At 70.5% G+C, this 15,509-nt stretch carries 13 protein-coding genes and 1 pseudogene; 8 read left to right on the forward strand and 6 right to left on the reverse strand.

Features of this window, described 5'->3' with window-relative positions; all coding sequences use genetic code 11:
- Window positions 1-201 precede the first annotated feature (201 nt).
- From I004_RS0101275 to I004_RS31435, 5 genes and pseudogenes are all read left to right on the forward strand, one after another.
- Complete coding sequence (locus I004_RS0101275) at window positions 202-1,443, forward strand: adenylate/guanylate cyclase domain-containing protein (RefSeq protein ID WP_486579639.1); 1,242 nt, start codon at window positions 202-204, stop codon at window positions 1,441-1,443.
- Window positions 1,444-1,553: 110 nt separating this feature from the next.
- Window positions 1,554-2,363 (forward strand): enoyl-CoA hydratase-related protein, encoded by an 810-nt coding sequence (locus I004_RS0101280; RefSeq protein WP_028434015.1) that lies wholly within the window; start codon window positions 1,554-1,556, stop codon window positions 2,361-2,363.
- Window positions 2,364-2,559: 196 nt separating this feature from the next.
- Window positions 2,560-3,774 (forward strand): annotated as a pseudogene (locus I004_RS31430) (GGDEF domain-containing protein); the annotation flags it as partial.
- A 547-nt stretch (window positions 3,775-4,321) separates the two neighbouring features.
- Window positions 4,322-5,875 carry a histidine ammonia-lyase gene (gene hutH, locus I004_RS0101290; RefSeq protein WP_037974534.1) on the forward strand — a complete coding sequence of 518 codons (1,554 nt, stop codon included), beginning with the start codon at window positions 4,322-4,324 and terminating at the stop codon, window positions 5,873-5,875.
- 220 nt (window positions 5,876-6,095) lie between these two features.
- Complete coding sequence (locus I004_RS31435; RefSeq protein ID WP_051344574.1) at window positions 6,096-7,319, forward strand: aromatic acid exporter family protein; 1,224 nt, start codon at window positions 6,096-6,098, stop codon at window positions 7,317-7,319.
- Here the strand turns inward: I004_RS31435 and I004_RS31440 are convergent.
- Window positions 7,316-7,654, reverse strand: a complete 339-nt coding sequence (locus tag I004_RS31440) for a hypothetical protein (protein WP_037974536.1) — start codon at window positions 7,652-7,654, stop codon at window positions 7,316-7,318. The two genes, I004_RS31435 and I004_RS31440, sit on opposite strands and share 4 nt — an antisense overlap.
- A 127-nt stretch (window positions 7,655-7,781) precedes the next feature.
- On the opposite strand from I004_RS31440, the gene I004_RS31445 reads away from it, so the two are divergent.
- The gene (locus I004_RS31445; protein WP_199779307.1) at window positions 7,782-8,276 is read left to right on the forward strand and encodes a hypothetical protein; all 495 of its coding nucleotides are present in this window, start codon (window positions 7,782-7,784) and stop codon (window positions 8,274-8,276) included.
- A 230-nt stretch (window positions 8,277-8,506) separates the two neighbouring features.
- Window positions 8,507-9,748, forward strand: a complete 1,242-nt coding sequence (locus I004_RS0101310) for an Ig-like domain-containing protein (protein WP_199779308.1) — start codon at window positions 8,507-8,509, stop codon at window positions 9,746-9,748.
- A gap of 127 nt (window positions 9,749-9,875) precedes the next feature.
- Here I004_RS0101310 and I004_RS0101315 read toward each other — a convergent pair whose 3' ends face one another.
- Window positions 9,876-10,406 carry a type 1 glutamine amidotransferase domain-containing protein gene (locus tag I004_RS0101315; protein ID WP_028434018.1) on the reverse strand — a complete coding sequence of 177 codons (531 nt, stop codon included), beginning with the start codon at window positions 10,404-10,406 and terminating at the stop codon, window positions 9,876-9,878.
- A 150-nt stretch (window positions 10,407-10,556) separates the two neighbouring features.
- Window positions 10,557-11,897, reverse strand: a complete 1,341-nt coding sequence (locus I004_RS31450) for an MFS transporter (protein ID WP_078510716.1) — start codon at window positions 11,895-11,897, stop codon at window positions 10,557-10,559.
- Window positions 11,898-12,397: 500 nt separating this feature from the next.
- Between I004_RS31450 and I004_RS39755 the strand changes: the two genes are divergently transcribed.
- On the forward strand, window positions 12,398-12,952 hold the full coding sequence (locus tag I004_RS39755) for a hypothetical protein (protein WP_051344576.1): 555 nt from the start codon (window positions 12,398-12,400) through the stop codon (window positions 12,950-12,952).
- A gap of 328 nt (window positions 12,953-13,280) precedes the next feature.
- On the opposite strand, the gene I004_RS0101330 is transcribed toward I004_RS39755, so the two are convergent.
- Genes I004_RS0101330 through I004_RS31460 form a run of 3 tightly spaced genes read right to left on the reverse strand, consistent with a single transcriptional unit; the run spans window position 13,281 to window position 15,462 of the window.
- Entirely contained in the window at window positions 13,281-13,655 is a 375-nt protein-coding gene (locus tag I004_RS0101330) for a hypothetical protein (protein ID WP_486579642.1), read from the reverse strand.
- A 53-nt stretch (window positions 13,656-13,708) separates the two neighbouring features.
- On the reverse strand, window positions 13,709-14,563 hold the full coding sequence (locus I004_RS0101335) for a hypothetical protein (protein ID WP_028434020.1): 855 nt from the start codon (window positions 14,561-14,563) through the stop codon (window positions 13,709-13,711).
- Window positions 14,560-15,462 carry a MerR family transcriptional regulator gene (locus tag I004_RS31460; protein WP_051344577.1) on the reverse strand — a complete coding sequence of 301 codons (903 nt, stop codon included), beginning with the start codon at window positions 15,460-15,462 and terminating at the stop codon, window positions 14,560-14,562. Before I004_RS31460 ends, I004_RS0101335 begins: the two co-directional genes overlap by 4 nt.
- Window positions 15,463-15,509 lie beyond the last annotated feature (47 nt).

The following is a 15,509-nucleotide window of genomic DNA, read 5'->3' on the forward strand; positions in this document are numbered from 1 at the left end:
CAGGGTAGATGTTCCGCCGAGCCGGTGGTCCGCTTCTGAGGGTCCGTTCGCAGAGGGACCAGTTCAGCGCGCTGCTGCCGTATTGTTGGCACGCGGTGGAGGGGACACGGATGTGAGGCGTCCCGGTGATCCCCGGAGGATCTCAGCAAGAGAACGGAAGGGCAGTGCGCAGGGACGACCGGACCTGGCAAGGGGCGGACAGTGGCCGAGAATGAACCGGACATTCCCGCGCGCACGTCCGGGTCGCCGTCGGCGCCGGAGCCGGGGAGCGGGCAGGGGGGCACAGGACCGGCCCGGGCCGCACGGACAGGCGGCTCCGACGGCAACGGCGAGGCGGCGTTCGAATTCCCCGCGTCCCCCGGCAGCGCGGACGGACAGTACGGGCCGGACGTCGGCGACGTTACGGATCCCCAGGCCCCCTTCGAGGACGACGGGGACGACCCCAGCGCCACACGCATCGAACAGCTGATCCTCGGCTCGAAGCGGCAGTACACCCCTTTCCAGGCGGCCCGGGCGGCCGGTGTCTCCATGGAGCTGGCCTCCCGCTTCTGGCGTGCGATGGGCTTCGCCGACGTCGGCCAGGCCAAGGCCCTCACCGAGGCGGACGTGCTGGCGCTGCGGCGGCTCGCGGGCCTCGTCGAGGCGGGGCTGCTCAGCGAGCCGATGGCCGTGCAGGTCGCCCGCTCGACCGGGCAGACCACGTCGCGGCTGGCCGACTGGCAGATCGACTCCTTCCTGATGGGGCTCACGGAGCCGCCCGAGCCCGGCATGACGCGCAACGAGGTCACCTATCCGCTGGTCCAGCTGCTCCTGCCCGAGCTGGAGGAGTTCCTGGTCTACGTGTGGCGGCGCCAGCTCGCCGCGGCCGCCGGCCGGGTCGTACAGGCCCTGGACGACGAGGACACCATCGACCGGCGGCAGGCGATCGCCTTCGCCGACCTGGTGGGCTTCACGCGCCTGACGCGCCGTCTGGAGGATGACGAACTCGGCGAGCTGGTCGAGGCGTTCGAGACGACGGCCGCCGATCTGGTCGCCGCGAACGGTGGCCGTCTCATCAAGGCCCTCGGCGACGAGATCCTCTACGTGGCCGAGGACGCGGGCACCGCCGCCGAGATCGGCCTGCGGCTCATCGAGACCATGGCGAACGACCCGACGATGCCCGAGCTGCGCGTGGGCATCGCCTTCGGCACGATGACGACGCGCATGGGCGACGTCTTCGGCAACACGGTCAATCTGGCGAGCAGGCTGACGTCGATAGCGCCGAAGGACAGGGTCCTCGTGGACGGCGACTTCCGCGCGGAACTGGTCGCCTCGGGCGACGCACCGGAGTCGGAGAAGGAGACCGAGGACCTCTCGGACTACCGCTACGCGCTGCAGCCGCTGTACCAGCGGCCGGTTCGCGGCCTCGGAGTCGTCGAGCCCTGGATGCTCAACCGCCGCTGAGGAGTGCTCACTTCGCGGCGGGCTCTTCGTCCCGTGTTACCGGCCGCCGGGCGGCGGACCGTAGTCTGATGCGCGTCGATCCTGAGCGCGTGTCAACCCCGGAGGGCCGCATGAGCACGGTGAGTGAAGAGCGTTACGGCGAGTGGATCGTGGTCCGCAGGGACTCCGGGACCCACGTCGCCGAGCTCGTACTGGACCGGCCGAAGGCCATGAACGCCGTCTCCGCCGAGCTCGCCGCCAATCTGGTCGAGGCGTGCACCGCTCTCGGCGAGGACCGGAACGTGCGCGCCACTGTGCTCAGCTCCAGCAACGACCGGGCGTTCTGCGTCGGCGCGGACCTCAAGGAGCGCAACGCCCTCAGCGACGCCGACCTGAGCCGTCACCGGCCGACGGCCCGCGCCGCCTACACGGGGGTCCTGGATCTGCCGATGCCGACGATCGCCGCCGTGCACGGATTCGCACTCGGCGGAGGCTTCGAGCTGGCGCTCTCCTGCGACGTGATCGTCGCCGACACCACGGCCGTCGTGGGACTGCCCGAGGTCTCCGTCGGCGTCATCCCGGGCGGCGGCGGCACGCAGCTGCTGCCCCGCAGGGTCGGCGCGGCCCGCGCCGCAGAGCTGATCTTCTCCGCGCGCCGGGTCGAGGCGGCCGAGGCACGCGAGATCGGCCTCGTCGATGAGCTCGTCGAAGCAGGGGAGGACCGTGCCGAGGCGCTCGCGCTGGCCGGCCGCATCGCCGGGAACTCGCCGGTGGGTCTGCGGGCCGCGAAGCGTGCGCTGCGTACGGGCTGGGGGCTGGACCTGTGGGCCGGGCTGGAGATCGAGGACGCCGCCTGGCGCACCGTCGCCTTCTCCGGGGACCGCACGGAGGGCGTCGCCGCCTTCAACGAGAAGCGGAAGCCGCAGTGGCCCGGGGAGTGAGGCACTGACGGCAGGTCGCCGGGCCGCCGCGTACGTCCCCGGATTCCGCCGGAGTAACCCGTACGGCAGGTCCGCGCGCGGGCTTCTCCGGCACGCCCGTACGGCCGTGCCGGCGCGGCAGGGACGGCCGTAGTGGCTGCCGCGGAGGCGCCATCGGCCCGAGAGGATTGTCCGGACTCGTCCTAGCCTGGCTCTCATGGGAGAGGACGAACGGCTGCGGGCTGTCGTCGAGCTGGCGCAGGCCATGGCAGGGGCGCAGCGCTTCTGCGAGGCGCACCCCCGCCACTCGACGCGCCGTGAGGTCGCGCACGCCGCGGCCCTGCGGGCGTGCGACGCCATGGACGCCGCCTTCGCCGCCCTTTCCGCCTGGGACCGCGCACGCGGACGGCTGGACGTACTGGTCAACGTGGGCGAGCTCGCCCCGGGGGAGAGCGAGTTCCCCGAGGACGAGTCCTACCCGGTGCACGACTTCCCCGAGATCACCGAGCCGCTGCCGGAACGGTGGACGGCGGAGGGCGACGAGGAGCCGCTCGCCTGGATCACGACCGCCGAGGGGGAGGGGTACGAAGGATACGGCCCGCCCGGTGGTGGACCCCGTCATGCACGCGTGGCCGCCCTGCGCCGCCGTGGCCGCGGCTGCTGTGTCGTGGCGCCGATAGTGCTGCGTGGGCGCGCCTGGGGCGAGCTGTACGTGGCCCGCCGTCCGGGGGCGCCGGTCTTCGGCCGTTCCGACGCGCAGTTCGCGGCCATACTGGCCGAGATCATCGCCGCGGGCATCGCGCAGAACGAGCAGCTCGAAGAGGTACGCCGGCTCGCGTTCACCGACCAGCTGACGGGCCTGGCCAACCGGCGGGCCATCGAGGGCAAGCTGGACGACGGTCTGGAGCGGCACCGCGAGGACGGCACCGTGGTGAGCCTCGTCGTCTGCGACGTCAACGGCCTCAAGCGCGTCAACGACGAGCTCGGCCATGCCGCAGGGGACCGCCTGCTGGAGCGGTTCGGGATGGTGCTGTCGATGTCCGGGGCGAAGCTGCCGGGTGCGCTGGCGGCGCGGCTGGGCGGCGACGAGTTCTGCCTGCTGATGGTGGGGCCGCCCGCGGACCAGGTCGTACGCGCCGCCGAGGAGGTCTGCCGCAACGCCCTCGGACTGAGGGGCGGCGACGGCGTCTCCTGCGGCGTCGCGTCCACAGGGCATCGGATAGGGCCGATACGTTCGGCGGCCCGTCTCTTCCGGTTGGCCGACGCCGCGCAGTACAGGGCGAAGGCGGCGCGAGCGCTCGAACCGGTTGTCGCGGGTCGCCAGGGTGGCATCGAGGATCCCGTGGTGCGTCTCGCCGACGCCTCGGAGGCCGAGGAGGCCGCGCCGACACCGGCGGTGGGCGACCGCCGCCACTTCCGAGGCCACACTCCGAAGCCGGACGAGGCCGGGGGCGCGGAACCCGGGCCGAACGACCAGCAGGATCCGCCGGACCGTCAAGGCCGGCAGGACCGGAACGCGCAGGAGCAGAGCCCGCGTGACCGGAACGCGCAGGGCGGGGGAATCCAGGGCGGGGAGGATCGGCGTCGGGGGCCTCGCGGTCGGGAGCCGGATCGCACTGACCCCCCGAACTCCCCGAACCCTTCGGACTCGCCGGAGCTGCGCATACGCCCCGAACGCCCTGACGGTTCCTCCCGCGAGCACGGTCACGCAAGCGGCACCCGCGGGCCGGAGCGGCACGGACCGCGCGTCCGGAGCCCCGAGCTGTGAGCCGCTGACGCCGCGCATCCGGATCCGTCCGCCGCGTGGTCCCCCGCACTGCCCGCCCGGCAGCCCCGGCGCACCCACGCCCTCGGGGTTTTCCTGCAGCGCCTGGCCCCACGGCGAAAAGTCGCGGGGAAGGCCACGCACCCTCCCACGTCCCCGTCCCTGCGGACCCCGGCCGTGACAGGAATCGATTCACTCTTTAGGGTGCCTGAATATGAGTATGCACACCGTGGTGCTGGGCGATTCCGGCACGAGCCCCGAAGACGTCATCGCCGTCGCCCGGGACGGCGCCCGTGTGGAGCTGTCGGCGCAGGCGGTGGCCGCACTCGACGCCTCCCGGCGTCACATCGAGGAACTGGCGGCCAAGCCCGAGCCCGTCTACGGAGTCTCCACCGGCTTCGGAGCCCTCGCCGTCCGGCACATCAGCCCCGGCCTCCGCGCCGAGCTGCAGCGCAACATCGTGCGCTCGCACGCCGCCGGCATGGGCCCGCACGTGGAGCGTGAGGTCGTGCGCGCGCTGATGTTCCTGCGTCTGAAGACCCTCGCATCCGGCCACACCGGCGTACGGGCCGAGGTCGCGCAGTCCATCGCGGCACTGCTCAACGCCGGCATCACCCCCGTCGTGCACGAGTACGGCTCCCTCGGCTGCTCCGGCGATCTCGCGCCGCTCTCCCACTGCGCGCTGACCCTCATGGGCGAGGGTGAGGCAGAGGACCCCGACGGAGCCGTGGAGCCCGCCGCGGAGCTGCTGGCCGCCCACGGCATCGCGCCCGTGGAACTGCGCGAGAAGGAGGGGCTCGCCCTCCTCAACGGCACGGACGGCATGCTCGGCATGCTCCTGCTCGCCTGCGCGGATCTGGCCCGCCTCTTCACCTCCGCCGACATCACCGCCGCGCTCACGCTGGAGGCGCTGCTCGGCACCGACAAGGTCCTCGCGCCCGAACTGCACGCCATCCGGCCCCACCCCGGGCAGGCCGCCTCGGCGGCCAACATGCTGAAGGTGCTTGCCGGTTCGGGTCTGACGGGACACCACCAGGACGACGCTCCGCGCGTCCAGGACGCCTACTCGGTGCGCTGCGCCCCGCAGGTCGCCGGCGCCGGACGCGACACGCTCGCGCACGCCCTCACGGTCGCCCAGCGCGAACTCGCCTCCGCCGTCGACAATCCGGTGGTGCTGCCTGACGGCCGTGTGGAGTCCAACGGCAACTTCCACGGGGCACCCGTCGCCTACGTGCTCGACTTCCTCGCGGTGGCCGCCGCGGACCTGGCGTCGATCGCGGAACGCCGGACCGACCGCCTCCTGGACAAGAACCGCTCGCACGGCCTGCCGCCGTTCCTGGCCCACGACGCCGGCGTCGACTCCGGACTGATGATCGCCCAGTACACGCAGGCCGCCCTGGTCAGCGAGATGAAGCGGCTGGCCGTCCCGTCCTCCGTCGACTCGATCCCCTCCTCGGCGATGCAGGAGGACCACGTCTCGATGGGCTGGTCCGCGGCGCGGAAGCTGCGGAACGCGGTCGACGCCCTGACCCGTGTGGTCGCCGTTGAGCTGTACGCCGCCGCACGCGCCGTCGAACTGCGCGCCGCGGGCGGGAGGTTGACGCCCGGCGCGGCGTCCCGCGCGATCGTGGACGCGCTGCGCGAGGCAGGCGTGGACGGACCGGGACCCGACCGGTTCCTCTCGCCGGACCTGGCGGTGGCCGAGCGGTTCGTCGGGACGGGAGCGCTCGTCCGGGCGGCCGAGTCGGTGACGGGCGAACTCGCCTGAGGCCGAATCGGATTCCCGGGAGGGCGGACCCGATTCCTGAACCGAGCACGGGTCCCGAACCGGGGCAGGCCAGGGGGCGAGGCCGGCGTCCGCCCCCGATCCGCCCGTGACACATCCGGGAGTTGGCCTCATCACCCGCCCCGGGCCCCGCGGGCATGCGCAAAAGCGCCCTCGCGGGGTACGCGTGGCCGTCGGTCCCCGTATCCGACAGGAGAGGTCGATGGCACAGCAGACAGCACTGCCGCAACGGACGCAGGCGGCTTCCCAGGGGCGTGCCGCCCGTGCGCAGCAGTGGCTGCGGCGTGCGGCGGGCTCCGACGGGCACGAACGGCACACGCTGGCGCTGATCGGCAAGAGCACGCTGGCCGCCCTGGTCTCCTGGTGGATCGCCAAGGACGTGATGGCCGCGCAGTCGCCGGCGTTCGCCCCGTTCTCCTCGGTGCTGATCATGCAGGTCACCGTCTACCGGTCGCTCCTTCAGGCGCTGCGCTACGTCGGGGCCGTCTCGCTGGGCGTGGCACTGCAGGGGCTGATCGGTTTCCTCGCCGGACCCGGTCTGCTGACGTTCGCCCTCGTGGCGCTCGCCGCGATGGCCATCGGGCGGTGGCGTCCTCTGGGCTCCCAGGGGTCGCAGGTGGCCACGGCCGCCTTCTTCGCGTTCTCCACGTACGTGACGGCCACGACCCCGGGCGACAAGTTCAGCCAGCTGAGTCAGATCATCGTGCTCGTCCTCATCGGCTGCGGCGTGGGAGCGCTGATCAACGTGGTGGTGCTGCCGCCGATGCGTTACCGCAGCGCCGAGAGCGGCATCCATACGCTCGCGCACTCGCTGTGCGATCTGATCAGCGACATGTACCCGGCGCTGCGCAAGCAGCAGTTGGAGGGGGAGCGCACCAGCAACTGGCGACACCGGGCGTCGCAGCTGGGGCCGATCGTGAACCAGGCCCAGTCCGCGGTGCACACGGCGGTGGAGAGCACGTACTTCAACCCCCGTCGGCTGCTGCAGCGTCACCGGGGCCGTGCGACGTTCGCCGGATACCGGGCAGTCATCGACGCCCTCGAGCGAGTGACGTACCAGCTGGCGTCGATGGCCCGGAGCCTGGATCAGTGGCACGACAGCCAGGAGGGCGAGGCCTACGGCGACTTCCTGCGCGACTACGGGGACTTCCTGGCGACGCTCGCGCACATCACCGACTTGTTCAGCAGGATCGACGAGGATCATCTGCACGAGCAGGCACCTGAACTGTGCGAGGCGGCCGAGAAGGCGCAGCGATACCGCACGCGCCTGGTGGATGCCGCGGAGGAGAACTCGCTGCCGGTGGGCGACCCCTCCCGCCCGTACGGGATCCTCCTGGCGGAGGCGACGCGGCTCATGGACGAGTGCCAGCACACCTGCGACGTCCTTCAGCAGTCCGTCGACAGCAACGGTTCGCCCTGCGACTAGCCGGCCTTGCGGCGGCGCGCCCGGGCGATCATGGCGCCGCCCGCACCGGCCACTCCGAGTGCGCTCAGGACGAAGGGCGAGGTGAAGCCGTCCTCGCCCGGTTGCTCCCCGGCGGACGCCCGGTGGTCACGGTCGGCGGCGGAGTCCCTCGCGTACGACGAGGAGGAGTCCGGGTACGACGTCGCGGCATGGCGTGCCCCGCCCGTGCCGGGCGCGTCGGGTGTGGCCTTCGCCGAGGGGACGAACAAGAGGGCACACAGCACCGCACCCGCCCCGGTGGCCGTCATCAGGGCCCGGCGGTGAGAGGAGATGCTGGATCGTCCGGCTGCGGGCACGGAGCAAGCCCCTTCCAAGCGCTGTCGTCGTCCGGTCGCGCCACGAACTGGCGGCACGATGGCCGATGTTATAGACAGCCGCGGGTCGTACGGAAGCCGAGCCTCCGTTCCGTCCTACGCTCCGGACATGGCTGCCGACGAGACAACGCGTACCGAACCGTCCGACACCTCCGCACTGCCCTCGCCGCACATCAGGCTCCGCGTCGATCTGGTCGTCGAGATCGCCGACGCGGATGCTCTGACCAGGTCGGCTCTTGATCACGTCGCGCGTGACGAGCTGATGCCGGACGAGGAGCGTGCGGACGCCGAGGAGATCATCAGCGGGGACGCGGGGGAGGCGCTGGCCTGTCTGGTCGACCCCTTCGACCTCGTCAGAGAGCTGCCGGGAGTCGAACTCGCGCACGCCAGCTGGGGAAGCGAGGAGATGGACGCGGACGATCTCGACGCGTTCTCGTTCCTCGACGGCGCGGGCGACCTCGACGACCGCGACGGCGAGGACGCCCCCGGACTTCTGGGGAACGGCCCCGAGGACTTCGACGGGCCTCTCGGCGACGACCTCGACGAGGACCTCCGAGAAGGGGTACGGGGCGAGCTCCGCGGCCTCGACGGCGCGCGCCGCTGAGTGTAACGCGTCACAGATCTGACGGATTGTCCGCCGAGACGTTTTCGCAGGTCAATGCCTTCTCTCGCATCGAATTCCCGCAGGTACGTGTCCTGGAACACAGTTTTGTAACTCGTGGAACCGGTCACCTGCCGAAGAGCGTTCCAACCCATAGAGCTGCGTCACACATGTCCGGGTTGGTCTGGTCGGGGATGTACGTGGTGAATTCGGGGAGTTTGGGATTCGAGGCAATGGAGAAGCCTGTGACGACGCTGGGTAAGCACCGTAAGGCTGTATCGGCTACGGCCATGGTGCTCGGCGGTGTACTCACGCTGGGTGCCTGCGGTTCGTCCGGCACCGACAGCGGCGACGCCAAGAACGCGAACTCGGAAGCGCACGGCAAGAAGAGTTCGGAGGCGCGAATAAAGCTGGCCTCCAAGGACGGTTCCGAGGGCGCGAGCATCAACTCCGGCGGCGACGTCTCGGTGAGCCAGGGGAAGCTCACCTCGGTGAAGCTGACGGCCGTCGAGGGTGGCACGAGCGTCACCGGCACCATGGCGGGCGACGGCAAGTCGTGGAAGCCGCAGCAGCAGCTCGAGCGGGCCACCCAGTACAAGATCACGGCGAAGGCGAAGGACAGCGGGGGCCGCAAGGCCGTCGAGAACTCGACCTTCACCACGGTCTCGCCCGACAACAGCTTCATCGGCACCTACGCCGGCGAGGACGGCCAGACCGTCGGTGTGGGCATGCCGGTGTCGATCAAGTTCGACAAGCCGATCACGAACAAGAAGGCCGTGCAGTCCGCGATCAAGGTCAACTCGACCAGCGGCCAGCAGGTCGTGGGGCACTGGTTCGACGGAACCCGCCTCGACTTCCGCCCGCAGGAGTACTGGAAGCCCGGCTCCAAGATCACCCTCGACCTCAAGCTGGACGGGGTGAAGGGCTCGCAGAACATGACCGGCGTCCAGAACAAGAAGGTCACCTTCAACGTGGGCCGCTCGCAGGTCAGCACCGTCGACGTCAACAGCCACCAGATGACGGTGGTGCGCGACGGCCAGAAGCTCAAGACCATCCCCATCTCCGCCGGCGGGGCCAAGAACCCCACGTACAACGGCAAGATGGTGATCTCCGAGAAGCACAAGGAGACGCGGATGGACGGCAACACCGTGGGCTTCGGACGCAAGGGCGAAGAGGGCTACGACATCAAGGACGTCCCCCACGCCATGCGGCTGTCGACGTCCGGCACCTTCATCCACGGCAACTACTGGGGTGCGCCGTTCGGTTCGGGCAACACCAGCCACGGCTGCGTGGGTCTGAAGGACACCCGCGGTGCGCACGACAACAGCACCGACGGCGCCTGGTTCTACTCGAACTCGATGGTCGGCGACGTCGTTGAGGTGAAGGGCTCGCCGGACAAGACCGTCCAGCCGGACAACGGCCTCAACGGCTGGAACATGAGCTGGGCGCAGTGGACGGCCGGCTCGGCGGTCTGACCCGGGTTCCGGTCCACGCGTAAGGACACGCGGCAGCACGGGAGGGGCGGGGCACCGGTCGCAGGACCGGGTGCCCCGCCCCTCCCGCGTCCGTCAGGACGTTGCAGGGGCGGGCGAAGTGCCCGCCTCAGCCGCCCAGTTGGGTCACCACGGCGTCGTTGAAGACCTTGAGGTCTCCCGGCTTCCGGCTGGTGACGAGCGTGTACGTGCCCTCGTCCACGACAACCTCTTCGTCGACCCAGTGGGCGCCGGCGTTGCGCAGGTCGGTCTCCAGGCTCGGCCACGACGTGAGCGTGCGGCCGCGTACGACGTCCGCCTCGATCAGCGTCCACGGGGCATGGCAGATCGCCGCGACGAGCTTGCCCGTCTCACAGAACGTCTTCACCAGTCGCACGGCGTCGTCGTCCAGCCGCAGCGCATCCGGGTTCGCCACTCCGCCGGGCAGGAGCAGTGCTTCGTACTGATCGGCCGCGGCCTCGTCGACCGTCTGGTCCACCTGGAAGGTGTCGGCCTCGTCGAGGTGGTTGAACGCCTGGATGCGGCCTGCCGTCGTCGACACCAGCCGGGGCGTGTGCCCGGCGTCCTTCACGGCCTTCCAGGGCTCCGTCAGCTCCACCTGCTCGACCCCTTCGGGGGCCATGAGAAAGGCGATGCGCATTCTGGCCACTTCCTTCCGCGCCGCGGTCGGCGCGAGGGATTCATCGCTTGCCATGGCCGGGTCCCCGGTGTCGCGCCCGTCATGCCCGGGACTGCCCGGCACGCAGGCAGGTCAGGAAGGCCAGGGCAGGGAAGCGGTGCGGCCCCCCCGTCAGGCCGTCCTGTCCGCCTCGTCGAGGGAGCGGTGCACCGTCGCGAGCAGCACGGCACCCGCGGTGACGCTCACCGCGCCGAGGACGAACGGGACATGGGCGTTGTAGTGCTCGACGAGCTTGCCCGCGGCGAAGGGCGCCAGACCGCCGCCGATGAAGCGCACGAAGCCGTACGTCGCGGAGGCGACCGGACGGGGTACGGGCGCGATGCTCATCACGGCAGTGGTGACGAGGGTGTTGTTGACGCCGATGAAGGCGCCGGCGGCGATGACCGCCCCGATCACGACCCAGCGCTCGTCGGGGAAGATGCCGATCACGGCCAGGTCCGCGGCCATGAAGAGCAGATTGCCGTAGAGCGTGCGGGGAGTGCCGAACCAGCCGCGCAGCGCGGGGGCCCCGAACACCGCGAACACGGCGACGAGCAGGCCCCACGCGAAGAAGACCCAGCCCAGTTCGATCGCATCGAGGCCCATCAGGAACGGCGCGTAGCCGAGCATGGTGAAGAAGCCCCAGTTGTAGAGCAGGCCGGTGAGGCTGGTGGTGGCGAGCGCGCGGTGACGCAGGGCCGCGAGCGGTTCGACGAGCGATTCGGGCCGCTCGGGGGCCTTCGTGCGGGGGAGAAGCACTGCGGTGGCGACGAGGGCACCCGCCATCAGGACGGCCACGCCGAAGAAGGGTCCGCGCCAGCTGACGTTGCCGAGCAGTCCGCCCAGCAGCGGCCCGGTGGCGATGCCGACGCCGAGCGCCGTCTCGTACAGGACGATCGCGCCCGCGAAGCCGCCGCTGGCGGATCCGACGATGACGGCGAGGGACGTTGCGATGAACAGCGCGTTCCCCAGGCCCCAGCCGGCACGGAACCCGATGATCCCGTCGATGCTGCCGGTCGCTCCCGCGAGCGCCGAGAAGACGACGATGAGGACGAGGCCGACCAGGAGGGTCCGCTTGGCGCCGAGGCGGCTGGAGACCCACCCCGTTATGAGCATCGCGACGGCGGTGACGACCAGATAGCTGGTGAACAGCAGCGTCACCTGGCTGGGAGTGGCGTCGAGCTGGCTGGAGAGCGCGGGGAGGATCGGGTCGACGAGCCCGATGCCCATGAAGGAGATCACGCAGGCGAAGGCGACCGCCCAGACGGCCTTTGGCTGGCGGAAGGGGCTCTCAGCACGGGGGTGCGGCGGCCGGTCGTGCGAAGCGCGGGACGGGGAGCTGCCGGACTGCGGAGTGCCGGCCGCCGGGCTCCCGGAGCCCGCGCCGGAAGGTGCGAGTCGGGCGGCCGCGCGGTCCGGCGTGGGGTCCGGTCCGGCCGGCGCCTCGGGTGTGGTCGTCTCCGGCCCGTTCATTGAGGGGCGTCCCTTCGGTTCGGTGCGGAGCCGTCCCGGTGGGGCTCGGCTGTGCTGATGTGCGCCACCGAGGTCGGTGTACGCCACATCAAAATATATCGATGGCCTATACAACTACACCATGACACGTGTCACGACCACGCCCTCTGTGAGGCTCGGGGTGATCACCACATCTCACCGCGGGGGCCGCCGCATGAAATCGATTTCGTGAAGACTCGTGAGCGTCACCTGCGGTTTCCGCGCCGGGGCAGTGGCTGGTTGGCGGCTCATTTTCCGCTTCCTGGAGTCTTTTTGGGATCTGCTCCTTGTGTCTGGAGTGTGAAAACCAGCGTCCATTGACGCGTCACCGTCAGACTTGTACGGTCCCGCAACGAAATCGATTGCTCGCACTTCCGCAGGTCACCGCAAGGCCCAGGGGAGTGGCGAGGGTTACAGGGTTCCGCGCCAGCAGGGATGCGTATCTACGCGCGTTCCTGTCCCCACCTGGAAGGAAATACCCGATGACGTTTACCACGAAGATCAGACGCAAGACGGTGATCCGCGGCGCCAGCGCCATGGCCGCAGCCGTGCTCGTCGCGGGCGGACTGGCCGTTACGGCCAGCGCCGGTGAGGCCGACGTGAAGGCCAAGGACACGCGCGCCAACGCCGAGATCCTGGACGAGAAGTGCGCCGTCCCGCCGGACTTCGACGCCGCCATCATCAACACCGTCCACGACGTCGCGACTCAGCGTGGTGTGAATGACAAGGTCATGCTCGCCGCGTTCGAGGCCGGCTGGGTCGAGTCCCACATGAACAACCTCAACTGTGGTGACCGCGACTCGCTCGGCGTCTTCCAGCAGCGGCCCAGTGCCGGCTGGGGCACGCCCGAGCAGATCCTGGACCCGGTTTACGCGACCAACGCGTTCCTCGACCAGGCCATCCCGAACGACCAGAACGACCCGAGCATGACCGCCGGTCAGCTCGCCCAGAGCGTTCAACGTTCCGCCTTCCCCGACCGCTACGACCAGAACGAGGCCAAGGCCCGGGAGATGATCAACACGGCTGCCAACAGCTGACGCACGCGGTTCCTGCTCAACCACGGGTGATACGCGGCCGCTTGCGGCCGCGGGGGAATGCGAACCGATGGAGCTGGGGGCACCGCCCGGGCCGTCAGTCCCCCTGGCTTCGCCGGGGGGACCCCCAGGGGGACAACCCGGCTCCTCCATGCGGAACGAGGCGAGCGGCCGTCCTGTCGGCGTCCTGATCCCGTCCTGATCGAGGTGCGCAGGCCGCTGCCCGGTCCATGGCGGACGGCACCGGAGCCACCGGTGCCGTCGGCCGCCCCGCGTGGCTGCGCGCTGCGATGAGGCGGGCCGGTTCATCGGCGCGAACGGGGCCTGTGCCTCACACGTTCTCGTCCATGCGGATCGCCTCGCGCAGATTCTCGTGGGCCTTGTGCGAACCCCCGTCGTGCTCCTCGAGCAGCACCCTGGCTATCGCGTCCAGTTTGCGCTGGAGCGCGTGCTCGGCGCGCCGCTCGGTGTTCTTGAGCAGGGCCAGCAGCAGCAGACTCACCGCGGCCATCATGTCGCCCACGAAGATCATCCAACTCACCGGCACGGGCGTGAAGTGCACGACGACGAACGTGGCGATCAGGAGCACGCAGAAGCTGTAGAAGACCGGTGAGCCGGTGACGTTGGAAGCTGTCTCGGCCATGCGCTCGAAGCGGCCCCGTTGGTCGCCGCCTCGCTCGGCGGGGTGCTGGAGGGTCATGGTCATTCCGTTCCTGTCGGTGCCGGCTGCATGACGTGCGTGTACCCGGCGACCGGACGTCACTCTCCTGCGGGCACACCGGCGGCCGGTTTCTCTCGCAGCGCCTCGAGCGCGAGGCCCGGATCGTCGGAGAAGAACCGGACCGTGGTCACGCGTGCCTCGCTGCCCAGCGGACGCACTGCCGTGACGGGCTCCGCGAGCTCCACCACCACGTTCGTACGGGACGAGACCGCCACCGAGAGCCGCCCCTCCTCGACGGAGATCATGCCGCGCTCGTTGTAGTTGTGCGCGATCCGTACGGAGGCGATGAGCGGGCGAGGTATTCGCAGGTCGAAGAACGCCCCGCTGCGGATGCGCAGTTCGCCGCCGGTCACGACGTGGGGACGGGTCACGCCCGCCGCCCAGATCGCCAGCACCGCAGTCGTCGCGTACAGATCCAGCACCAGCATCACGGTGCGCAGACCGGCCGGTGCGCCCAGCCCGCGCAGCAGCACCTCCGTGCCGGCCGTCTCCAGGACCGTCACGAAGAGGATGAGCAGCACGAACGGGCTCTGTTCGCGCGAATACGGGACGGCGACGGCCCCGGGCGGCACGCCGTCGCGCCGGCGTGCGATCCACAGAGCGAGGCTCACCATCCCCCGTACGTCGAAGGACATGACGCGGCGCACCCGTGCCGGGACCAGGGAGTCGACGGTCCTGCGAAGTGCCGTACGGCGGGCCGAGCCTTCGCGGATCGCGGCCTTGAAGAGCCTGTACGCGGTGACGCCCTCCAGCACGAGCACCGACGCGACGGCCAGTTCGGCCACCACGAGCACGGACTCGGGGAGCGCGACTCCGGAGACGAGCAGCACCACCGTCAGCGCTTCCGCCGGGAGGACGGCGAACAGGGCGGCGCGGGCGATCTTGAGCATCATGTCCCCTCACCGTCCTGGCCCTGGTGCTGGTCCTGGTGCTGCTCCTGGTCCCGGTTCCGGTCCCGGTTCCGGGCCCGGTCCGTCATGGCGGCCACTGCGAGGCGGAACACCTCCGCCTGTGCCGGGGGCATCTCGGCCAACACCGCTTCCATCGACCGCCCGTCGTCCCAGCTCCCGGGGACGGTCCTGGTCCCGGACCGGCTTCCCGAAGGGCTCTCCGAGCCGGACGGGCGCAGCCGCTCCGGTGCCGAACCGAGGTTCTCGACCATCAGCGCCGCCATCTCCTCGGGGATGTGAGCCGCGAGGTCAGCGGCGAGCGGTGCCACCCGGGGGTCGGAGGGCGAGGCGTGGGCCAGCTCGTCGAGGCGTCCATAGAGGGCCTGGCCCCGGGCGACGGCCTCGGGCTCGGTGAGCGGCCGCAGCAGGCCGAGAAGCCGCTCCCGCTCCTCGGGCGGCGCCATGGCGCACACGAGCGTGAGCATCTCGCGGTCCGTCTCGGCGAACGTCGAGCCTCCGGTGGGCAGTTCGCGCAGGACGGCCGCCATTTCGGGGGACACCGCCGAGTCGGGGTGCAGGTCCGGGTCGGCCAGCAGCGCCGCGAGCCGCTCGCGCCGCTCGCCGATCGTCGCCTGCTGCCGTGCCAGGTCGGCGTCCAGCTCCATGAGCACCTCGCGCAGCTCGAGGTCCCGGTCCTCGGCCAGCACATCGCCGATCTCGTCCAGGGACAGCCCCAGCTCCGCGAGCCGCCGTACGCGCGCGAGCACCACGGCGTCGCGCAGCCGGTAGTCGCGGTAGCCGTTGGAGAGCCGTACGGGTTCGGGGAGGAGCCCGAGGCGGTGGTAGTGCCGCACGGTCCTGGTGGAGACCCCGACCAGGGCCGCGAGTTCGCCGATTCGCATGCCTTGATTGAAGACCTTGACGTAACGACAAGGTCAATACGACGGCC

It is taken from the genome of Streptomyces sp. TAA486 (assembly GCF_000426165.1).